The 21,680-nt window shown below is 38.9% G+C and carries 20 protein-coding genes; 17 read left to right on the top strand and 3 right to left on the bottom strand.

The window, feature by feature from the left end:
- Positions 1 to 53: 53 nt before the first annotated feature.
- Entirely contained in the window at positions 54 to 1,298 is a 1,245-nt protein-coding gene (locus tag EO121_RS07790) for a sodium/glutamate symporter (protein ID WP_127167253.1), read from the bottom strand.
- A gap of 449 nt (positions 1,299 to 1,747) precedes the next feature.
- Between EO121_RS07790 and EO121_RS07785 the strand changes: the two genes are divergently transcribed.
- The gene (locus tag EO121_RS07785; RefSeq protein ID WP_127167251.1) at positions 1,748 to 2,584 is read left to right on the top strand and encodes a polysaccharide deacetylase family protein; all 837 of its coding nucleotides are present in this window, start codon (positions 1,748 to 1,750) and stop codon (positions 2,582 to 2,584) included.
- Positions 2,585 to 2,767: 183 nt separating this feature from the next.
- On the opposite strand, the gene EO121_RS07780 is transcribed toward EO121_RS07785, so the two are convergent.
- Positions 2,768 to 4,357, bottom strand: a complete 1,590-nt coding sequence (locus EO121_RS07780) for a peptide chain release factor 3 (RefSeq protein ID WP_127167249.1) — start codon at positions 4,355 to 4,357, stop codon at positions 2,768 to 2,770.
- 356 nt (positions 4,358 to 4,713) lie between these two features.
- On the opposite strand from EO121_RS07780, the gene EO121_RS07775 reads away from it, so the two are divergent.
- The gene (locus EO121_RS07775) at positions 4,714 to 7,059 is read left to right on the top strand and encodes a DNA topoisomerase 3 (RefSeq protein ID WP_127167247.1); all 2,346 of its coding nucleotides are present in this window, start codon (positions 4,714 to 4,716) and stop codon (positions 7,057 to 7,059) included.
- 228 nt (positions 7,060 to 7,287) lie between these two features.
- Here the strand turns inward: EO121_RS07775 and EO121_RS07770 are convergent, their stop codons facing one another.
- The gene (locus tag EO121_RS07770) at positions 7,288 to 8,586 is read right to left on the bottom strand and encodes a DEAD/DEAH box helicase (RefSeq protein ID WP_127167245.1); all 1,299 of its coding nucleotides are present in this window, start codon (positions 8,584 to 8,586) and stop codon (positions 7,288 to 7,290) included.
- 454 nt (positions 8,587 to 9,040) lie between these two features.
- Between EO121_RS07770 and EO121_RS07765 the strand changes: the two genes are divergently transcribed.
- The 15 genes from EO121_RS07765 to EO121_RS08785 all read left to right on the top strand — a co-directional run bounded on the left by EO121_RS07765 (position 9,041) and on the right by EO121_RS08785 (position 21,571).
- Positions 9,041 to 9,271, top strand: coding sequence for a FeoA family protein (locus EO121_RS07765; RefSeq protein ID WP_127010886.1), 231 nt, complete (start codon positions 9,041 to 9,043; stop codon positions 9,269 to 9,271).
- A 14-nt stretch (positions 9,272 to 9,285) separates the two neighbouring features.
- Positions 9,286 to 11,664 carry a ferrous iron transport protein B gene (feoB, locus tag EO121_RS07760; protein ID WP_127167243.1) on the top strand — a complete coding sequence of 793 codons (2,379 nt, stop codon included), beginning with the start codon at positions 9,286 to 9,288 and terminating at the stop codon, positions 11,662 to 11,664.
- Between the two features lie 141 nt (positions 11,665 to 11,805).
- Positions 11,806 to 11,994, top strand: a complete 189-nt coding sequence (locus EO121_RS07755) for a FeoB-associated Cys-rich membrane protein (protein WP_127010884.1) — start codon at positions 11,806 to 11,808, stop codon at positions 11,992 to 11,994.
- A 126-nt stretch (positions 11,995 to 12,120) separates the two neighbouring features.
- Positions 12,121 to 12,381, top strand: a complete 261-nt coding sequence (locus tag EO121_RS07750; RefSeq protein WP_127010883.1) for a DUF6110 family protein — start codon at positions 12,121 to 12,123, stop codon at positions 12,379 to 12,381.
- 3 nt (positions 12,382 to 12,384) lie between these two features.
- Complete coding sequence (locus EO121_RS07745) at positions 12,385 to 14,514, top strand: heavy metal translocating P-type ATPase (protein WP_127167241.1); 2,130 nt, start codon at positions 12,385 to 12,387, stop codon at positions 14,512 to 14,514.
- 130 nt (positions 14,515 to 14,644) lie between these two features.
- Positions 14,645 to 14,833 (top strand): hypothetical protein, encoded by a 189-nt coding sequence (locus tag EO121_RS07740; protein WP_127167239.1) that lies wholly within the window; start codon positions 14,645 to 14,647, stop codon positions 14,831 to 14,833.
- A gap of 4 nt (positions 14,834 to 14,837) precedes the next feature.
- Positions 14,838 to 15,722, top strand: a complete 885-nt coding sequence (locus EO121_RS07735) for a HipA domain-containing protein (RefSeq protein ID WP_127167237.1) — start codon at positions 14,838 to 14,840, stop codon at positions 15,720 to 15,722.
- Between the two features lie 28 nt (positions 15,723 to 15,750).
- Positions 15,751 to 16,146 carry a hypothetical protein gene (locus tag EO121_RS07730; RefSeq protein WP_127167235.1) on the top strand — a complete coding sequence of 132 codons (396 nt, stop codon included), beginning with the start codon at positions 15,751 to 15,753 and terminating at the stop codon, positions 16,144 to 16,146.
- 34 nt (positions 16,147 to 16,180) lie between these two features.
- A complete protein-coding gene (locus tag EO121_RS07725) occupies positions 16,181 to 17,002 on the top strand; it encodes a hypothetical protein (protein ID WP_164725896.1) in 822 nt (273 codons plus the stop codon).
- Positions 17,003 to 17,117: 115 nt separating this feature from the next.
- Positions 17,118 to 17,816: a Fic family protein gene (locus tag EO121_RS07720; protein ID WP_127167231.1), complete on the top strand. Its 699-nt coding sequence runs from the start codon at positions 17,118 to 17,120 to the stop codon at positions 17,814 to 17,816.
- A gap of 4 nt (positions 17,817 to 17,820) precedes the next feature.
- Positions 17,821 to 18,474 (top strand): N-6 DNA methylase, encoded by a 654-nt coding sequence (locus tag EO121_RS07715; RefSeq protein WP_240629414.1) that lies wholly within the window; start codon positions 17,821 to 17,823, stop codon positions 18,472 to 18,474.
- A 444-nt stretch (positions 18,475 to 18,918) separates the two neighbouring features.
- On the top strand, positions 18,919 to 19,734 hold the full coding sequence (locus tag EO121_RS07710; RefSeq protein ID WP_127167229.1) for an Rpn family recombination-promoting nuclease/putative transposase: 816 nt from the start codon (positions 18,919 to 18,921) through the stop codon (positions 19,732 to 19,734).
- 258 nt (positions 19,735 to 19,992) lie between these two features.
- Positions 19,993 to 20,592, top strand: a complete 600-nt coding sequence (locus EO121_RS07705; protein ID WP_127167227.1) for a restriction endonuclease subunit S — start codon at positions 19,993 to 19,995, stop codon at positions 20,590 to 20,592.
- 97 nt (positions 20,593 to 20,689) lie between these two features.
- Positions 20,690 to 21,049, top strand: a complete 360-nt coding sequence (locus EO121_RS08790; RefSeq protein WP_240629413.1) for a phage integrase SAM-like domain-containing protein — start codon at positions 20,690 to 20,692, stop codon at positions 21,047 to 21,049.
- 15 nt (positions 21,050 to 21,064) lie between these two features.
- Entirely contained in the window at positions 21,065 to 21,571 is a 507-nt protein-coding gene (locus EO121_RS08785) for a site-specific integrase (protein WP_240629412.1), read from the top strand.
- Positions 21,572 to 21,680: the final 109 nt, after the last annotated feature.

Below are 21,680 nucleotides of genomic sequence, written 5' to 3'. Positions count from 1 at the left end.
GCATAAATTAAAAAGACAGTCCTTGCAAGCAAAGACTGTCTTTTGAGTAATCATTAAATTAATTTTGCCATAAATGTGATTAGGAATGCGTTAGTAAAGTCGATGAGGAAGGCACCTACTAAGGATACGACTAACCACGCTTTTGGAGATGGGCCGTATTTAGAAGCCAAGGACAACATGTTTACCAAAGCATTTGGCGTAGCACCTAAGCCGAAACCAATGGCACCAGCACCTAACATAACAGAATCGTAGTTGCGTTTGAATAACCAGTAGATTAAGTATGCAAAGATTGTAATTAATACCATTTGTGCTGCTAAGATTGCCATTAAAGGTAATGCTAAGTCAACTAATTGTGCTAATTTCAAGCTATTAATAGCCATTGTAACGAAGATACTTAAAGATACATTAGAAACTGCATCTAAAGCAGCACCATTAATGGAAATGTGACCAGTGAAGTCAGCATAGTTACGAATACAAGCGCCGACGATCATAGCACCAATGTAGGCAGGTAATGGACCGAATACGGAAGATAGTAGAGCACTGACTAATGTACCAAGACCTAAGGAAATACCTACGAAGGCAATGACATGCATTAGTGATTGTAAATCGAATAGTTTACTTTCAGAGTCGGATTCATTAATATCAATACCGTCAGCTTCTAATAGTTCAGGATGATCGACTGGAGTAGGGACATTGTGCATTTTGATGATGCGGTCACCTACAGGAGCACCTAATAATGTACCAGCTACCATACCGAATGTAGCGGCTGCGATAGCGGCAGAGGCAACACCCGGAACACCAGTTAATTCTTCAAAGTGAGGACCGAAGGCACCAGCTGTACCAAGGCCACCCATCATGGAAACGGAACCAGCCATAATACCAAAGATTGGTTCAATGCCCATAGCTTTGGCAATCATGATGCCAGCGCCATTTTGGAAGACGATCCAGATGGTACATATAATCCAGAAGAAGATAATAGCAACGCCACCTTTTTTAAGAACATTTAAACTAGCCATAAGACCGATAGTGGTGAAGAAGGCTAACATTAAGAATGATTGCAAGGCACTATCAAAGGTGATGTTTACGATTTTATAATAGGATAAAAAGGCACATAAGAATGCAAATGGTAAACCACCTACGGCTGGTGCAGGCATGCTCACACGTTGTAAGAAAGGAGAATGTTTTTTGATAAACTCCCCTAAATATAATGTAACAATAGCTAATGCTACCGTTTGAATCATAGACAGTTTTAATGTCCAGATTCCATTGACTAGACTCAAGTCGATAAGACCTTTCATAGTACAACCCCCTTTGGAACAAGATGCATATTAGATAAAACTTATGTCATTATCATAGCATGAAATAGGGGGCTTCGTCATAGTGATTTTTTGCACTATAGTGCTATATATGAGCTATTTTCATCAATGATAGTTAAAGTAAATTTACTATGAATTGTAAACAATTGCAGGTGTTATTCTATAGAATGTAGAAATATACACGTATGAAAGGTTGTACTTGATAATGCATGATGTATACATTATATAACTACAATAACTTTATATCATAATATAAATGCAAAAATGATATAACTGGAAAAGTGAAATGCGTGTAATTTTCCTTGTAGAAGGGATAAATTTATGAAAAACAACTGATTAATTTAGTGAACTGTGGTACTATAATATAGGTAGATTTATATTGTTTTGTAATTGTATATCATTAGGTAAAGTTACTTACATGTGAGGTTAATGTGAAACGAATTATTATAGGAATAGTGGGGCTTATTGTAGCTATCGGTTTATATTTTGGGGTACAGTATCAGAGATCTTGGGACTATAAGGCTGTAGGTGTACCTGTTTTAAATTATCATCGTATTGATACGGGAATTCGTCACTCCTTGGTGGTGCCTCCAGAAGATTTCAAGAAACAAATGCAATATCTCCATGATGAGGGATATCATACAATTACTATGGATGAGTTGTACGATTACGTGACGAAGGGAGCAGAATTGCCTGATAAGCCAGTGCTAATTACCTTCGATGACGGGTATATTGATAACTATAAACATGCTATGCCAATTCTGAAAGAATATAATATGAAAGCTACCTTGTTTATGATTACTAGTTCTATTGGAGAAAATCGATTTGTCAATGTAGAGCAACTGAAAGAAATGCAGGCGAATGGTATCGATATCCAAAGTCATACAGTGAATCATAAAGATTTACGCAATATGTCTTTAGATCAAGCACGAGACGAATTGATTAGCTCGAAAGCAGTCTTAGAAGATCGCATGAAACATCCTGTTCGTTACATTGCGTATCCAGGTGGATTTGCTAACAAGGATATAGATAAAATTTCTGAGGAAAGTGGTTATCGTATGGCCTTTACCGTGCAAGCAGGGAATGTAGAACCAGGACAAGATCTATTTAACTTGCCACGACAAGCGGTATTCTTTAATGATACACCATTCGAAAACTTCTGGGTTCGATTACATTATCCATGGGAAAATGCCTTTATGTGGCGCATCCATGATAAATTGCTAGAGTGGAACCTAAAAGGGTTAGCAGATATGGAGCCGTTATTTTAGGAACTTTTCTGATACAAAAATATCAGCAAACTGGCAATACGAAATATAAATACTATATACTAGAGCATATTAAAACCGCCTAGAGGATACAAAATAGTATCGCCTAGGCGGTTTTTTATTGTATAGATAGGGAATCTAATAGGAATAGCTCCCATAGGCATAAAATCTCATTTGTATGTGTGTTTATGCTTCCAGTTTAGGAGCATGCAAGAATGTAACATCAGGATTTCGTTCTACTACCCAACCCATTTGCCATTCGTTGGAGATAAGTACTACAAGACGGCCACGGTTATCTTTTACAATCATGGCATTGTCCATACCCTTTAAACTGTTCACATCGACTTCGCCATCGATCCAACGAGCTACGCCGTATGGTAGGGAGTTGTTCACAAGGTCTACACCATATTCATGTTTTAAACGGTATTGTAGTACTTCAAATTGAAGCATACCCACGGCACCGACCACGAAAGAATCCATGGAGTAGAGTGGTTCAAAGATTTGTACAGCACCTTCTTGAGCGAGTTGCGTCATACCTTTTAAGAATTGTTTCCGTTTCATAGAATCTTTTGGTGTGACACGAGCGAAGAACTCTGGAGGGAACACAGGGAAGTCACTGAACGTCACTTTGTGGTTGGATGCACATAAGCTATCACCTACTCCCATAGTACCTGCATCGAAGACACCAATGATGTCTCCTGGATAGGCTTCATCAATGATAGTGCGCTCTGTGGCTAAGAATTGCTGTGGTTGAGATAAGCGTAAGGTTTTACCAGATTGTTGGTGAAGTACATTCATGCCTTTTTCAAACTTACCAGAACAAATGCGCATGAATACAATGCGGTCATGATGGTTCGGATTCATGTTGGCTTGGATCTTAAAGACAAAGGCAGAGAAATCTTCAGACGTAGGTTCTACCGTTTCCTCACGGGCTACACGTGGGGCTGGCATAGGAGCTAACTCCAAGAATTTTTCAAGGAATGGTTTAACCCCAAAGTTTGTCATCGCAGAACCGAAGAACATAGGTGTTAATTCACCAGCTTTTACTTTGTCTAAATCAAAAGCATCACCAGCTACGTCGAGAAGTTCAATGTCATCGATTAAGGATTGATGCACCTCTTCCCCTAATAGCTCACGGAATGCTGGATCGTGCACATCGCCTTTGGTGGAGGCTAGTTTCTTTTGACCATGGGATTCGTCTTTTTCAAATAATTCTACAGTATTCGTTTCCCGGTCGTATACCCCTTGATACTCGCCGTTGATGCCCACAGGCCAGTTCATAGGAACCGCACGAATGCCAAGGGAGTTTTCAATTTCTTCCATCAAATCAAATGGATTGCGTCCGAAATGGTCAATCTTGTTGACGAAGGTAAAAATAGGAATGCCACGTTCTTTACAAACGGCGAATAGTTTTTTCGTCTGCGCTTCCACACCTTTTGCTACGTCGATCAACATGACAGCGCTATCTGCTGCCATTAAGGTGCGGTAGGTATCTTCAGAGAAGTCTTGGTGACCAGGCGTATCTAGGATGTTCACACGATGACCATCGTAATCGAATTGCAATACAGAACTCGTCACAGAGATACCACGTTGCTTTTCAATTTCCATCCAGTCAGATACGGCATATTTTTGTGTTTTTCTAGACTTAACAGACCCTGCCAAGTGGATAGCACCACCGTATAGCAAAAGCTTTTCCGTCAATGTTGTTTTACCCGCATCTGGGTGAGAAATGATGGCGAACGTACGGCGCCGAGTTACTTCTTCTAAAAATGTCATAATTCACCTCTATAAATACATGTGTATGTTATATACTTTCATATCTTTAAAATTATATACTATTTGAACCCTCCCTGTATAGGATATGATACTGAAAGTTGAAAAACGGCGGATGTGGTTACGAATAAGATATGTCATAGGTTTGTAAAATTCCGTGCAAAAGTAGCACTATTAGGAAATTTTAGAGGAGTATGAAAGATAGCTAGAGAAATGATTCTAAAAGGGAGTTAAGAAAATAGAGGCTGTTTAATTATTTAGCTCATTCGTAGTATAATGAAGGTTAATATAGAGAAGATTTATTATAGAATAATGTAATACATAAATAGTAACTAGTAATGGATAGGAAAAGGGAGCATATGCGTTTATTTATTGCGGAAAAGCCTAGTGTAGGGCGTGAGTTGAGCCAAGTGTTACCGAACCCACAGAGTGCTAAACGTCATGATGGGTATATCGTCCAAGGTGACGATGTGATTACTTGGGCCTTTGGTCATATGCTAGAACAAGTAGAGCCAGGTGATTATGATGAGAAATATAAATTTTGGAGATTTGAATCCTTGCCAATTTTGCCCATCTCTTGGAAATTAAAAGTTAAATCATCTAGTGCTAAACAGTTTAAGGTCATTAGTGGTTTAATCAAAAAAGCGACGACCATTGTGAATGCAGGTGACCCGGATAGGGAAGGGCAATTGTTGATAGACGAAATGCTCGATTATTTGGGGAACACCAAACCAGTAGAGCGTATTCTACTTAATGCGTTAGATGAAAAATCTATGCGTTACGCTTTAGAGCATATGCAGGATAATAAGAAATACCAACCTTTAAAAGATTCTGCCTTAGCGCGATCCCGTGCGGATTGGTTGATGGGGATGAATTTATCTCGGGCCTATACGTTAGAGCAACAGCATTTAGGAAACAAAGTGACCTTTCCGATTGGTCGTGTGAAAACACCAACTTTGGCACTGGTGGTACGGAGAGAACGTGAGCTACAAAACTTTGTGCCTGTAGAATATTACGTGTTGCAAGTACAATATGGTCATGAAAAGGGAGCCTTTTGGGCCACTTGGAAACCGAAAGATACGCAGCAAGGATTGGACCCTGATGGGCATATGCTGGATCAGACTATTCTTAATGACTTGCGTGACCGTTTGATGCAATCCCCAGAAGGTACAGTTTCTTTAGTGGAAAAGAAAAAGAAAAAGGAAGGACAACGGTTGCCTTTTTCCTTATCATCACTACAAATTGTGGCGGGTAAGCTATATAACTATACGCCACAGGAAGTATTGGACATCGCACAGAAACTATATGAGAAGAAATATACATCCTATCCCCGTTCAGACTGTGAATATTTGCCAGTGAACCAACTTTCAGATGGAAAAGCAATCCTGTCAAATTTGGTCAACATGGGACATAAGGAGTTAGCTGCATGGGCAAAGGATAGTAATCCTGCTATTAAAAGCCGTGCCTGGAATGATAGTAAGGTTACGGCCCATCATGCCATTATTCCGACCACTGTACGTTGCCCACTGCATACCTTATCCAAAGGGGAGCAAAATATTTATTTCCTCATTGCGCAAGCCTATATTGCACAATTTTACCCAGAGCATGTATATGAGCATACTCGTATCGAAGTGATGCACCAAGAGGAACTGTTTACCACAACGGGACGTGTCGTTATCGATTTGGGATGGAAAGCATTATATAAAAAGGTAAAATCCACGGAAGAATCAGAAGAAAATCAAGAGGATGAAGAAAAGTCCTTGCCCCCTGTACGTAAAGGGGATGCTGTAACGGCGAAGAATTGCAAGGTGGACCAACGGAAAACAAAGCCACCAAGCCGCTTTACTTCTGCAACCTTGGTGCAGGCAATGAAGGAAATTCACAAATATGTAAAAGATGAAGAGTTAAAAAAACAATTAAAAGATGTATCCGGTATCGGCACAGAGGCGACACGGGCCACGATTATTGATGATTTAATCCACAATAAGAAAAACCCTTTCCTTAAAGAAGAAGGAAAAAAGAAAATTTTAATTCCTACAGAGTCTGCCTATACCTTGGTAGATGCATTGCCAGATTCCTTACTGTACCCTGATGCGACGGCACAGTGGGAAGAGCGCTTAGCAAAGATGAGCGAAGGAACTGAACGGATTGATGTGTTTTTAGAAGACCAAACAAAATTCGTTGTACAACTGATTGAGGATGTAAAACGACGGGTAGGAAATACAGCTAAGATAGTAATGCCTAAGTCGGAGACAGGTGGCAAGAGAACGGGACCGAACCGAAACCCTTCCATAGCGCAACAAACAGGACGATCTTGTCCTAAGTGTAAAACAGGGGAGTTGCTCCTACGGAAGGGAAAGTTTGGAGAGTTTTATGGATGTTCTGAATTCCCTACATGCAAATACACGGAAAATGTATCAGGAGCTAGGGAATCAAGAGTTACCAAGGCAAACACATCACCAACAGCTAAAGTGTCGATGCCACAAGGATCTAGGGAAGAGATAATGCCTCCCATACCATTGTCAGATGGAAAAGTATTGGATGATACACATAAGGAATACACATGCCCACGATGTAAAAAGGGATACCTTATACAGTATAAATCACAAACTGAACCAGTTTGGAAATGTAGCGAAGGTCAAGCTTGTAGAACTACATGTGCCGATGTAGAGGGGAAACCAGCTATCTATGCGAATCGGAAGTAACTACATGTATTCTGCATAGTGGGTATATCAATACAAGGGATGCTTTTGCTAAGTAAAATATAAAAAAGAGGAAAGTTGATGTTTTTGGTTCAACTTTCCTCTTTTTTATTTGTAGGCTATTTGGTTACAGACCCTTGTATTGGGGATGTTTAGTGATAGCCTTTTTTGTAATATTCTGTTAATCAACGGATACATCTCTTTGAAGAGCCGTCTGCCGATACTAGAAACTTATCGTTTACCTTTACCACGGCCACTTGTGCCACTAGATTTGGCGCGACGTACCCGTGTGTTAGCCCCTTTATGACCACGCGCTTTGTGAGCTTTTGCTTTTGTTGCTTGGTAAGTGCTTTTAATCTTAGGTTTCTTGCTAGCTGTTTCCTTCTTAGGTGCTAAGCCAGACCCTTTTGTTTTCACTTGTCCATCCTTGGTGTATTTTGTCAAAGTAGCTTGGATGGATCGTTCGATGCGGCGTACCCAAATTTCTTCAGCTGGTGTAGCAAAGGTTACGGCGACACCAGTGGAGCCGGCACGACCAGTACGGCCGATGCGGTGGATGTAGTAATCCATGTCGTGCGGTACATCGAAGTTGTACACATGGCTCACCCCTTCGATGTCGATGCCACGGGCAGCAATATCGGTAGCGACCAAAATAGGGGGATTGCCTTTGGCGAACTCTTTCAATACTTGTGTACGGCGACCTTGTGTCATGTCCCCGTGGATTTCACTCAGTTCCACACCTTTGCGGGCTAAATCGTAAGCGAGTTTGATAGCCCCTTCTTTTGTATTACAGAATACGATAGCAAGATAAGGATTGTCAGCCTCTAGCATCGCCACAAGACGGTTTACTTTGTCCTGCTCTTCCATCATGTATACTTTTTGTTCAATCGTATCGAGAGTAATATTTTCTCCTTGTACAGTAACAGAGGTAGGTTTTTGCATATAGGCTTTTGCTAAGTTGCGGATTTTATCTGGAATAGTAGCGGAGAACATCAACAATTGACGTTTACCATCAGTGCCACTGATGAGCTTTTCAATGTCTGGCAAGAACCCCATGTGAAGCATTTGGTCCGCTTCGTCCAACACAATACGGCGGATGGAGTTCAAGTGTAACGTACCACGGTTGACGTGATCCAGCAAACGACCAGGTGTACCAATGATGACATGAGGACGGCGACCTAGCTTTTGCAATTGCCCTTCGATCGTTCTGCCTCCAATCAGGGGTAATACGTCTACTCCTAAGATCGCGCCTAAGTGACGAGCCTCCTCTGCAATTTGTTGGATTAACTCACGTGTAGGGGCGATGATGAGTGCTTGTTCTTGTTGCACATCTACATGGACACGCTGCAATAATGGTAACAAGAATGCCAAGGTTTTACCTGTTCCAGTCTGTGCTTTGGCGATGACATCCTGTCCTTTGAAGATGAGGGGAATTGATTTTTCTTGGATTGGGGTCGGTTCTTTTACGCCTACCTTTTGTAATGCTTGTATCAGTTCGGGCACGATGCCTAAGGATTGAAATGATTTCATAGTGTATCTCCGTTTCTAAATGACTTAATGGTTATATTATATCATACTTCTAGCTAGGTGGACCTGTGAAAGTTCTTTCACATAGTGATGTAATGCCATGGAATAGATGGTTTAGTTGTGAAGGAAAGGGTATTAGCTCCAAATAGGTATTCTTTATAAGTATTTGTAGAATTATTTTTAGTTATAGATAATGAGAAATATATACCTTACATATCATTATTAATTAAAAAGAAAAATTGAGAATAATAAAAAGGCATGATTAATATACTATTGATAAATAGATTGTTTGCACAAAATACACTTGATAAAAATAGATTTATAATTTCACAAAACGATAAAAATAAAACGAGATTCATTATTGATAATATTTTATAATGTGCTATAATATAAGTATTACTCATATAATTATATATGATAGGTTTGGTTGTTATGTTTTGTATGTAGGAGGTGTACTATGGTTAAGAAATTATCCGAGATGAAGCCCGGTGAAGTTGGTACTGTTGTAGCTATCAATGGATTTGGCAACATTAAGCATCGCTTGGTGGACATGGGTGTTGTACCAGGAACGGCTGTGCGCGTTATGAAGTATGCGCCATTAGCAGACCCAGTGGAAATCAAAGTGAAAAACTTCGAATTATCACTACGCGTAAGTGAAGCACAAATGATCGAAATTGAAGTCCAATAAGGAGAATTGCTAAGATGGCAGACAACACACATACCAAGATTCAGGTTGCTTTAGCGGGTAACCCTAACTGTGGTAAAACAAGTATTTTTAACAATATGACGGGATCCCGTCAACACGTAGGTAACTACGCAGGTGTTACAGTAGAGAAAAAAGTTGGGGAAACGAAAATTGATGGTCATGACATTGAAATCATCGACTTACCAGGTACGTACTCCTTAACAGCACGTTCTCTCGATGAATTGGCAGCACGTAACGTTATCATCAATGAAAATCCAGAATTGATTGCCAATGTAGTGGATGCGTCCAATCTAGAACGTAACCTGTACTTAACAGCACAATTAATTGAACTAGAACAACCATTGCTACTTGTTTTGAACATGGTAGACGTGGCAAAAGAAATGGGTTTACAGTTCAATAATAAAAAATTAGAAGAATTAACAGGTTCCACAGTAGTAGAAACTATCGGCCGTGTTAATAAAGGTACAGAAGATGCACTACGTGGCATTGTGAAAGTATCTAAAGAACGCAAAATCCCTAATGTTCGCGTTAACTATGGCGAAGTATTAGAGCCAGCTATCGCAGAATTAGAAGCAGAAGTAGCAAAACTTGACACTGGTCGTTATCCACATCGTTGGGTAGCTATCAAATTGTTAGAACAAGATACAGATATCTTAGAAAAAGTACAAGAATTAGACAAATCTGGTGTGGTGCTTAGCAAAGCAGAAGCATTGCGCACAGAATTGAACAAATCTGTTGATATGGATATCGTGTTCCAAGAATACCGTCACCGTTTTGCAGTAGAGGTATTCAACGGCGTGCTAGAAGTAGTGCCTGAACATAAAGATACCAAATCCGACAACATCGATAAAATCTTAACGAATCGTTGGTTAGGGATTCCTATCTTCTTATGCATCATGTGGGTTATGTTCTACTTAGTTATCAACATAGCTGAATATCCTAAAGGATGGTTGGAAAGTGCTTTCAAATTATTAACAGATTTCATCGGAGCTAATCTTGAAGATGGCTTGTTAAAATCTTTATTGAATGACGGTATCATCGGTGGTGTAGGGGCTGTTATTAGCTTTATCCCACACATCGTTCTATTATTCGTATCTATTTCTTTCTTAGAAGATACTGGTTACATGGCTCGTGCGGCTTTCGTTATCGACCGCGTGATGCGTGGTGTAGGTTTACATGGTAAATCTTTCATCCCTATGTTATTGGGCTTTGGTTGTAACGTACCATCCATCATGGGTGCTCGTATCCTTGATAACCCAAGAGACCGTATGATTACGATCTTAGTATCTCCATTTATGAGTTGTAGTGCTCGTTTACCAGTATATACATTATTAGCATCAGCATTCTTCCCACCAGAAGATGCACCAACGATCTTGTTAGGTATCTATACATTGGGTATCGTCGTAGCTGTTGTAACTGCAAAAGTACTTCGTACGTATGTATTTAAAGGTGAAGCAGAACCATTCGTAATGGAAATGCCTCCATACCATATGCCAACACTTCGTTCTGTAGGCATTCATATGTGGGAACGTTCCGTGATGTACCTTAAAAAAGCAGGTACATTCATCTTGGCAGCATCCATCCTTATTTGGTTCTTAACATCCTTCCCACAAGATGTAGAATACTCTCAAGACTATGATGCAGCTCGTGAACAAGTGACAATGACACATGCTCAGATGGCAGATGAGATTTTAGTGAATGCTATGTTGGTAACAGAAGAACAACAAGCAGAGGCGAATGATATCTTAGGTCAAATGCTTGCCTTAGACGAAGAGCATAAAGATGACCCGCCAGCTGAAGAGGAAGAAGCTACAGCAGAAGAAGCAACTCAAGAAGAAGCTGCAGAAGAACCTGCATACTTTGAAGAATTAAAAGCTGAAGAGTTATATCCAGTGGCTTGGGCTTTATATGTAAACCATAAAGCAGAAGAAGATGAAATCAAAGAATTAGATCTTCAACAAGGTAAAGAAAAAATTGAACAATCCTATGCAGCTGAATTAGGACGTTTTATTCAACCTGTAATGGAACCACTTGGATTTAACTGGCGTGTGAACATTGCCGTAATAGCCGCAGTAGCAGCGAAAGAAGTAATGGTAAGTACATTAGGTACTATTTACGCGATCGAAGCAAGTGATGCAGATTCTAAATCCTTGGAAGAATTCTTGTCTACTGATCCAGACTTCAACCCAGCCATCGGTTTAGGCTTGATGGTATTCGCCTTGCTATATTTACCATGCTTGGCGACTATGGCTGTATTAAAACGTGAAACTGACTCCTGGAAATGGTTCGGTGCCGTATTTGCTTACACTAGTATCCTAGCTTGGGTGGGTGCGTACATTGCAGTTCATCTTGGACGTGCTTTAGGTTTGGGCTAATCAATATTGATAGTAAACAAACAATATAATTGAGATTGAGAAAAGTTTTATTTCAAAAATTCATTGATATTATGCAGTTTGTTGTGTTCGCAAAATAATTTTCAAAAAGTACTTGAAAATGAGAAGGAGATAGTGTATACTATGGATAGTGTTATTGTATACGCAATTGGTTTACTAGCTGTTCTCTATGTTGCATACCGAGTATATAAAAGCGCAACAAGCGCAGGCGGTTGTGGCGGCGGATGTGGTGGAGGATGTGGTTCCTCTTCTGAATCCGAATCAGGATGCGGCTGTGGCTGTGGTGGTCACGAAGAACAAGATCAAAAGTAACTAATTCGATACCATAAGTATGGTAAGAGGGACTCCGATAACACGGGCCCCTCTTATCTTTATAATTATTAATTTTAATATATTTTCATGTATTAATGTGACGGAGATCACAGAAAGGAACTAACAATGTTCAACGTAAAAAAAGAAACTTTAAGAGATGCTAATGTATTCGCAGCTGGTTTAGCTTTAGGCACAGTAGGTGTAAAAGTATTAACTTCTAAAGATGCTCGCAAAGTATACGCTAATGTAGTTGCAGCTGGCCTTCGTGCAAAAGACAGCATCTTAAAAACAACTGAAAAATTGCAAGCTTCCACAGACAGCATTTTAGCTGAAGCACAAGAAATCAACGAAACTCGTGACGAAGAAGTGTTAACAGAAGGAAAATAATCCATGATGCAATTTAAAATGTTGCAACGCTTGTCCCGTCGTCTTCATGTACGTATTGAGGGACGTAAGTTTAATGACGCACAGGCTCAATATATCGAAGATACATTGATGGCCTGTGAAGCCATTACCAAAGCGAACTTCTACACTCGTTCTGGGGACATCATCATCAAGCATACTGGTGATGAAAATGCGGTGAAAGCTGCTTTATTCGGACTTAACGATTTGGATTTAGCCAATGCACCAGCATTGCATGAACTTTCACCTCGCCTTGTCAACAAGCGTTACAAAGAAGAAATGATCGATAAAACATTGCTTTATATCGGTAAAAAAATCGTGTTACCAGCACCTATTGCAGCAGCATGGTCTTGGTTCGATGGTATCAAGTTCATCGGTACAGCGATCAAAACATTGTGGAAACGCAAATTGACCGTAGAAGTATTAGATGGCGTAGCTATCGGTGCCGCATTATTGCAAAAAGATTACTCCACAGCGGGCGCTGTGATGTACTTATTAGGCATCGGCGAAATCTTGGAAGAATGGACATTACGTAAATCCGTGCTTAACCTTGCGGAAAGCATGTCCTTGAACGTAGACAAAGTTTGGGTTCTTGTAGACGGCGTAGAAGTGAGCAAACCAATCGGTGAAGTACAAGTGGGTGACGTAGTTGTAGTTCGTCAAGGTGAAGTGGTGCCATTGGACGGCCAAGTTGTGGATGGCGTAGTTCTTGTGAATGAAAGCTCCATGACTGGGGAACCTGAACCAGTTCGTCGTGATGCAGGTACTTCTGTGTATGCAGGTACTGTTGTAGAAGAAGGTCAATGTTCCTTTGAAGTACGCACTACATGTAAACACACTCGTTTCGAACAAATCGTAAACTTGATTGAAGAATCTGAACAAATGAAATCTGGTATGGAACAAAAAGCATACCGTATGGCAGATAAATTAGTACCGGTGAGTTTCTTAGGTGCTTTTGCTACTTTTGCTTTAACTCGCAACTTGATGAAAGCCTTATCTTTCGTTATGGTAGATTTCTCCTGCGCATTGAAATTGTCCATTCCATTGGCAGTGTTATCCGCTATGCAAGAAGCAAGTAACCGTGGTATCACTGTTAAAGGTGGTAAATTCTTGGAACGCATTGCAGAAGCAGATATGATCGTTTTCGATAAAACAGGTACCTTAACTAAAGCAGAACCTGTATTCCAAGAAATCATTCCTTTCAATGGTAATGATGCAGATGACATGTTGACATTAGCAGCTTGCTTGGAAGAGCATTTCCCTCATTCCATGGCGAAAGCAGTAGTGACAGCGGCGCAAGATCATCATTTACCACATAAAGAAATGCACTCCAAAGTAGAATATGTTGTGGCACATGGCATTGCATCCAAAGTGGGTAACCGCAAAGTGCGTATCGGTAGCCATCACTTCATTTTTGAAGATGAAAAAACAACAATTCCAGCTGGAGAAGAAGCTAAATTTGAAAATCTTCCAGAAGGTTGTTCCTATCTATACTTAGCGATTTCTAACGTCCTATCTGCGGTTATTTGTATTAAAGACCCAGTGCGTGAAGAAGCGAAAACTGTTATCCGCGAACTTCATGAGTTAGGTGTTAAGAAAATCGTTATGATGACTGGCGATAGCCGTAAAAATGCTGAACGCGTTGCAGCGGAAATTGGTATTGACGAAGTTCATGCAGAAGTTATGCCAACTGACAAAGCTGATTACGTGCGTAAAGCAAAAGAAGAAGGCTACACAGTGATGATGGTAGGGGACGGTATCAACGATTCCTTGGCGTTATCTGAAGCGCATGTAGGCATTGGTATGAATGAAGGTGCACCAATTGCACAAAAAATTGCCAATGTCACAGTGTCCAGTGATAACTTAACTGCTATTGTTGACTTACGTCGTATCTCCATGAAATTAATGGATCGTATTAAAATTAACTATAACTCCATCGTAGGCGTGAATGGTGGCCTTGTAGGGTTGGGTGTATTAGGTGTAATGCCTCCAAGCTCCACTGCATGGATTCACAACTTGTTCACACTAGGTGTGGGTATGTATAGCATGACTCCATTATTGGAAAAACCTAAAACAACAAACGATGACTGCATCGAAGTAGAAGCAGTTGTAGCGTAACACACAAAAAGCATCCGTAAGGATGCTTTTTTGTTTGTAAAATCGAAACTGTATATGTATTTATAAGATGGCGGATGTTTGTTATACTATAGGAAGAGATAATATTAATTTAAGTAAGGAGCATAGTTGTATGATTAATGAAGAATTGTTGCCTGCTTATTTATATAATGATATACAAGGTCTGAAAAAGGCTCTGGAAAATGGTGATTATATTGATGTATGGCTAGATGAACTCTATGGATCTATCAATATCGCTCAACATAATTATGAAATATCAATTGATGAGGCAAATTATTTAAGAGAAAAATATATTTGGTGATAATATGCGAGACTTTACTGGTTGTAGAATTAACACTTTTAAAACTTATGGTGGAGCAAATGGTAATAAATTAGGGATTTACATTGATGAGGAACAGTATTTATTGAAGTTTCCCCCAGTATCAAAGAATAGGGATGAGCTTTCATATACACATGGATGTGTCAATGAGCACATTTCTAGTAGTATATATAATTTATTATCAATTCCTGCGCAACAAACGGAGTTAGGTATCTATCAAAGGGCGAATAAGACTAAAATTGTTGTTGCCTGTAAAGACTTTGTTGCAGATGATGAAGAGTTTAGAGATTTTGCATCTTTAAAAAATACTGTGATTACCAGTGAAAGTAGTGGCTATAGCAAAGATTTATCTGATATACTGTTTTGTATTTATGAGCAAGATAGAATTGACCCTGTGCAAGTGGAAGAACGCTTTTGGGATATGTTTGTTGTAGATAGTTTAGTAGGGAATTTTGATAGACACAATGGTAATTGGGGATTTTTGGTAAATAAAAGTACGCATATTTGGAAGTTAGCTCCTGTATATGATTGTGGATCCACATTATTACCATCTGCCAGTATAGAATTATTGAAGGCTATACTAAATGATGCGGACTTATTAAATGAAAGAATTTATAGATTTCCTAACTCTGCAGTGACAATAGATGGGAAAAAGGCAAATATGTTTGAGGTATTAACAGAATATCCTAATAAGCAATTAGAGCATTCTTTAGAATCTATTGTACAAAAAATTGATATGGAGGAGATTTTTGCTTTGATTGAATCGATTGAACTGATAAGAGTAGAGCAAAAAGATTTTTATAAGCTATATATAGAGGAAAGGAAGAAAAAGCTGTTAGATACAGCGATTATGCATAGAAAAAATCGATGAAATAATTTTGGTATAGAAAGGAAATTATATGTCAACCATACAAGATGTAGTGCAACGCACGATGTATATGAGTATATTTTTTATATTGATTCCTCTAGGGGCTTATACGATTCATACGGGGATGAGCGCCATGGTGGCAGGGGTGAGCTATGGAGTATTATCCCTGTTTATTCCTGTCTTTTACTTACGCTCTAGTGAAAGTGGATTTGGTCCTAAGGCTCGCAGAATACCGATTTGTGTGTATGTAATAGCTTGGGCACTTGTACAAGGTGGTACATTCCTAGTGTTCAACAATTTGGATTTATCTTGGTTGTGGAACTTATCGACTATCGGTCGTGATGTGGTGTTTGCTGTCATCATGTATTGCCAAGTAACCTTGTCATTAGTGTTGGCATTAGCAGGTGGAAAGAATACAGAGGTGTAATATGAGAAGTTATATAAAATTTTATAGTTGGTCCATGCTCTGGATTATTCCGCTAAGCTTAGTATTTAGCTTAGGGCAGTTCGACACATCTAGCATTATTATGTTTGTCATTGCCTCCTTGGGGATTCCTTTGGGTCTGAAAGCGGTGCCAAGACTGGCAGGACAATTTGACTTTCACTTAGGGAAAGGGCATTATACATATTCTTGGCTTTGGTGGAATCTATTCTTTTTCTTTGGTAATGGTGTATTGCCGTTTGCCTTGCCAAAAGAGCCTATCTATATCATGCTAGTCTGGGTATTAACCATGTTAGTTGTGGTGGCACTTATGATCGGCACAGCAAAACTATTAGATTGCTGGATGGCACGTAAAGAACGTCATTACTTTATCGATACAGTCCTAAATATTTCTACCTATGCGTTGCCATTGCCAATGCTATTTTTAGGGGATGTTCTGTATCTAAATCTTAATAATCCCATTGTTCAAGCGTCGTTAGACCAACAGAGCATTATAGGGTTAGTTGCTAGCCTATCTATTGGGCTAATGTTCATGATGCTCACCACTATTGGTAGTATGGTCCTATATTTATACCCACGTCGCACAGCGTTATGGCCTCGTGTGACGGCTATCGTAGTGATGGCAGTGTGGTGGGTGGCAACCAATGCCCATATCCTGTTCGGTGGATACATTCCAGATATTGTGAAAGTCTGGGCAGGGAAAGCATTGCCAGCTTTCACAGGTAGCCCATTAGTATATATTACACCGTCCATATTTGAAATCTGCGCCATTGCACTAAGCGTGGCTATTGGATTGGGAATTGAAAAATTGTGGATGTCTAAAACAGATGAAACCATCTAGTGTAAGAGCTGTAAACATGCTAATACAATAGAGAGAAGCGTAATATGAGTGTAGGAACTTCTAATACTACAGAGGAGTACGTAATACGGGTGTATAAACTGCGTTGATTAAGGAGATGATTAGCTTGAAACTTTCATGTAGTTATGCGGATGATATGCTAGTTAGAATGGCTCACCATAGTACCGCTATTGAAGGGAATACACTGACACAATATGAAGCTAAATGTATTTTATTAGATGGTATCATTCCTAGAGCGATGAATGAGTGTGAATTTTATGAAGTCAAAAACTATAAGAAATATATGGGATTTTTAACAGATAATTATTCCAAGGAAATTACCATTGAACTAATAAAAGATACTCATAGTTATTTATTACAAGATATTAGAGAAGATGCAGGAGCATTTAAAACGATTCATAATATAATCATAGGGGCTGATTTTACAACTACAGAACCTTATTTAGTGCAATCAGAATTAAAAAACTGGTGTGATACGTTAGAATATAGACTTAATCTCTCTAATACTATGGAAGAGAAAATAAAAGTTATTATGGAGCAACATTTGCGATTTGAACGAATACATCCGTTTTCTGATGGCAATGGAAGAACTGGGCGTGCCTTAATGGTTCATTCTTGTCTGCAACAAGGGATTGCTCCTATTATTATTAATAAAAGTGATAGACAATTATATATGAACCTATTATCTGAGTTAGATATAAAAGGATTAACAGATATGGGAATACGGTTATCAAAAGAAGAAAATACGAGAATGGAGATTATTAATAAGGCTGAACTGGAGTTACAGATCCTTTGATGCGGTGGTGGCTAATCCTCCGTACTCTGCGAAATGGGATAACAATGAAAGTAAATTGAAAGACCCTCGTTTCAGTGATTATGGCAAGTTGGTGCCGGCATCTAAAGCAGAGTATGCTTTCATCTTGCATAGCTTGTACCATTTGAATACAGAAGGAACGATGGCCATCGTATTGCCACATGGTGTGCTATTCCGTGGCGCAGCGGAAGGTAAAATTCGGGAGACCCTCATCGAGAAAAATTATTTAGATGTACTCATTGGATTGCCAGCGAACTTGTTCTATGGCACGAGCATTCCTACCACGATTTTAGTGTTTAAAAAGAACCGCACGAATCGTGATGTGTTGTTTATCGATGCTAGCAACGAGTTTGAAAAAGGGAAAAACCAAAATAACTTGAGTGAAGAGAATATTGCTAAGATTATCGACACCTACCGCAACCGTGTGGATGTAGAGAAATACGCACATGTGGCGAGCCTAGAGGAAATCAAGAAGAATGACTATAACTTGAATATCCCTCGTTACGTGGACACCTTTGAAGAAGAGGAAGAACTGGATATTGATGAAATCAATCGCATGATTGAACAAGATAACCGTGATATTGCAGCATTGGAAAAAGAAATAGCAGAACAGTTAGCACTGTTGGGAGTGAAACTGTAACTTTCAGAGAACATAGTTGAGAGTAGCAATACTTGTTGAGTATGATTAATGAATGCTATGTTGACAGTAAAGCAGGTAGATAATAGGGAAATGATGCGACTAGTGAGGGCTGGTCGCATCGTTTTTGCTTGTGAAATAGTTAAATGAAAATGCCTAACGAAAAGAGTTTTCGCAAATTTCAATACATTAGGCTTTTTATTTCGTGTGTGTGAGATAATCCTAACGCTAACAATACGTTAAGGCTCTCTTTTAATATATTAAGTATAGCGTAGGGTTTAAAATATAAAAAAGGTGATGTGTAAAAACTAGCACTGACAGTGAACGTTGACTGTTAGTGCTATTTTATGGGAAAAATAAAAAAGATATGGAATACTTCTAGTAGATAGTATTGTGCTATCTATAGTTTTATTAGGTATGGTATAATTTAGGAAAGGAAGGTATTCCATGTACATTAAGTCATTTGATGAACTGACGTTCCAAGACAATTTTATCTTTCAAAAAGTGATGTTAAAGAAGCACATTTGTAAGGCTGTATTAGAACGGTTGTTAGATATTTCGATTAAAGATATTGTATATATTCATGAAGAAAAAAATCTTGATGTACGGTGGGATTCTAAAAGTGTGCGTCTTGATGTGTTTGTAAATGATGATAAAGGAACGGTATTTAACATTGAAATGCAAACTAGCAAGGACATGGAAGAACTTGTAAAACGTACACGGTTTTATCAAAGTATTTTAGATATGTATCATATTCAAAAAGGTCAGAAGTATACGACATTAAATGATTCCTATGTAATTTTTATTTGTACATTCCCAGTGTTTACTGGCAATCGTCATAAGTATACCTTCAAAAACGTTTGTATCGAAGACCATGATATTGCCTTAAACGATGGTGCCACAAAGTTATTTTTAAGTACAAAGGGAACGCAAAATGATGTGTCAAAACCGTTGCAAGCGTTTTTAGACTACATTGATGGACAGGAAGCAACAGATGAGTTGCTGCGAGATATTGATGATGCTGTATATGAGGTCAAGCATTGTGAAGCGTGGAAGGAGGAATACTCGATGTTATCTATGGATCATTATAAATATTGGAAAGAGGGGATGGCCGAGGGCATTGCAGAAGGACTTGCTCAAGGTAAAGCTGAAGTTGTCATTCAGATGTTGCAAGAAAAGTTGTCGCTAGAAATGATTGCTCGCCTTACAAAATTAACAGTGGAGCAAATAAAAGAGATTGGACGGGCTAATGCATTACTATAAATAGTAAGAATTAGATTCTTTTATTTATATATCTATAAAACTTATTTTCAAGAATAAAGCAATACAATGGGTCAGACCTAGTTGTATCGTTTTTGAATTTATGATATATATAGGTTTTATATTACTCACAAAAACTAGCACTAATAGTGAATGTTGGCTGTTAGTGCTACTTTGTGGAAGAAACGAAAAGGGAGTGGAATATTACAGTAGATAGTATTGTGCTATCTATAGTTTTATTAGGTATGGTATAATTTAGGAATGAAAGCTGATGATTGTGTATCGGCTTTCTTTTTTTGCTTCCATACCAATACTTGGGAACAGCGTAAGTTGGGGGAATACTCGGTTATAATAACAGGCGGAACCCCTAGCACAAGAATATTAGAGTATTGGAGCCCTAAAGAGATTCCGTGGATGTCATCTGGCGAAATCAATAAAAAAAGGATTTCTAAAACAGAAGATAGGATCTCTAAATTGGGATTAGAACAATCTAGCGCAAGATGGGTGAAGAAGAACTCAATTTTAATTGCATTGGCTGGGCAAGGAAAAACTAGAGGAACAGTTGCCATTAATGAAGTAGAGTTGACAACAAATCAATCAATAGCAGCTATAGAGTTAGATAATTCACTCAATACAGAGTTTGTATTTCAAAATCTCGATAGTCGATATGATGAATTGCGAAAAGAATCATCAGGTGATGGAACAAGAGGTGGATTAAATAAAAAAATAATATCTGACTTGTATATTCCCTATACTGAATATAAAGAGCAAGATGTTATAGGCCACTTCTTTAAAAAACTTGACAACCTCATCACCCTTCATCAGCGTAAGTATTCCCCAATCTTTCATAATACAGGATAGATATCATATAACTCCCTATATGCTTTTTTTGAAATATACGAGTAAGATATGTATAAGAGCCATTTCTATGTTGTCATGTAAATGAAGAGGTGTGAATATGGTAAAGGCTGAGGAAGGATCGGAATTATTTTGCAAGTATTATGAACGGTGGATTCGGATGTACAAGGAAGGGGCTATTCGAGAGGTAACCATGAAGAAGTACGAGATTACGTTGGTATGGTTACAGAAATTGGTGCCTGACTTACAACTTTCAGAGTTAAATCGAATTACCTATCAACAATTATTAAACGATTATGCAGTGTATCATGAACGACAAACAACGATGGACTTTCACCATCAATTGAAGGCAGCTGTACTGGATGCGGTGGATGAGGGCTTCATTGATCGGGATCCGACACGAAAAGCAATCATTAAGGGAAAGGCCCCGAGAGAAAAGAAGATTAAGTATTTAAATTAGTTCGAGTTGCACACGTTGCTGGTACATTTACATCTTACGCCGGAAGTAAATTGGGACTGGTTTATTTTTATTATTGCCAAGACAGGCATGCGTTTTTCAGAAGCGTTAGCATTGACGCCAAAAGACTTTGATTTTTCACATCAATCACTGATTGTGAATAAAACTTGGGATTACAAAGGGACTGGTGGATTTTTGCCTACGAAAAATAAGTCTTCTGTGCGAAAGATTCAATTGGATTGGCAAACGATTATTAAATTTTCTGAATTAATCAGAGATTTGCCAGAGGACAAACCAATCTTTGTGAAAGGCCCTGTGTACAATTCAACGGTAAATGATAGGTTAGAGAGATATTGTAAGGACTTAGGGATTCCCGTTATTTCTGTTCACGGATTACGACATACCCATGCATCGTTGTTGCTGTTTGCGGGGGTATCCATTGCCAGTGTTGCCAGGCGGTTAGGTCATGCGATCGATGGCAGGGTTGGCATAAATTATTTTCATAGAATGGCTCTTTTTACATAACAAAGAGCTGTCACTCATATGCAGTAAATCCTGGCTCTATAATAAATGTTGGGGCTACTCATATAAGAGTAGTCACCAACATTTTTTTGTTGCAATAAAATAGACATAT

The sequence above is a fragment of the Veillonella sp. CHU732 genome (genome assembly GCF_003992085.1).
Classification (GTDB): domain Bacteria; phylum Bacillota; class Negativicutes; order Veillonellales; family Veillonellaceae; genus F0422.
The sequence above is the reverse complement of the archived record's forward strand: the minus strand, read 5'-3'. Positions and strand labels throughout refer to the sequence as shown.

Bases quoted from the DNA above. Each gene is read 5' to 3' on its own strand.
- EO121_RS07705 (WP_127167227.1), top strand. From the start codon at position 19,993: ATGAAAGCTGATGATTGTGTATCGGCTTTCTTTTTTTGCTTCCATACC.
- EO121_RS07735 (WP_127167237.1), top strand. From the start codon at position 14,838: ATGCGAGACTTTACTGGTTGTAGAATTAACACTTTTAAAACTTATGGT.
- EO121_RS08790 (WP_240629413.1), top strand. From the start codon at position 20,690: ATGGTAAAGGCTGAGGAAGGATCGGAATTATTTTGCAAGTATTATGAA.
- EO121_RS07765 (WP_127010886.1), top strand. From the start codon at position 9,041: ATGGTTAAGAAATTATCCGAGATGAAGCCCGGTGAAGTTGGTACTGTT.
- EO121_RS07775 (WP_127167247.1), top strand. From the start codon at position 4,714: ATGCGTTTATTTATTGCGGAAAAGCCTAGTGTAGGGCGTGAGTTGAGC.
- EO121_RS07730 (WP_127167235.1), top strand. From the start codon at position 15,751: ATGTCAACCATACAAGATGTAGTGCAACGCACGATGTATATGAGTATA.
- EO121_RS07720 (WP_127167231.1), top strand. From the start codon at position 17,118: ATGATTAGCTTGAAACTTTCATGTAGTTATGCGGATGATATGCTAGTT.
- feoB (WP_127167243.1), top strand. From the start codon at position 9,286: ATGGCAGACAACACACATACCAAGATTCAGGTTGCTTTAGCGGGTAAC.
- EO121_RS07750 (WP_127010883.1), top strand. From the start codon at position 12,121: ATGTTCAACGTAAAAAAAGAAACTTTAAGAGATGCTAATGTATTCGCA.
- EO121_RS07770 (WP_127167245.1), bottom strand. From the start codon at position 8,586: ATGAAATCATTTCAATCCTTAGGCATCGTGCCCGAACTGATACAAGCA.
- EO121_RS07740 (WP_127167239.1), top strand. From the start codon at position 14,645: ATGATTAATGAAGAATTGTTGCCTGCTTATTTATATAATGATATACAA.
- EO121_RS07755 (WP_127010884.1), top strand. From the start codon at position 11,806: ATGGATAGTGTTATTGTATACGCAATTGGTTTACTAGCTGTTCTCTAT.
- EO121_RS07710 (WP_127167229.1), top strand. From the start codon at position 18,919: ATGTACATTAAGTCATTTGATGAACTGACGTTCCAAGACAATTTTATC.
- EO121_RS07745 (WP_127167241.1), top strand. From the start codon at position 12,385: ATGATGCAATTTAAAATGTTGCAACGCTTGTCCCGTCGTCTTCATGTA.
- EO121_RS07780 (WP_127167249.1), bottom strand. From the start codon at position 4,357: ATGACATTTTTAGAAGAAGTAACTCGGCGCCGTACGTTCGCCATCATT.
- EO121_RS07790 (WP_127167253.1), bottom strand. From the start codon at position 1,298: ATGAAAGGTCTTATCGACTTGAGTCTAGTCAATGGAATCTGGACATTA.
- EO121_RS07725 (WP_164725896.1), top strand. From the start codon at position 16,181: ATGCTCTGGATTATTCCGCTAAGCTTAGTATTTAGCTTAGGGCAGTTC.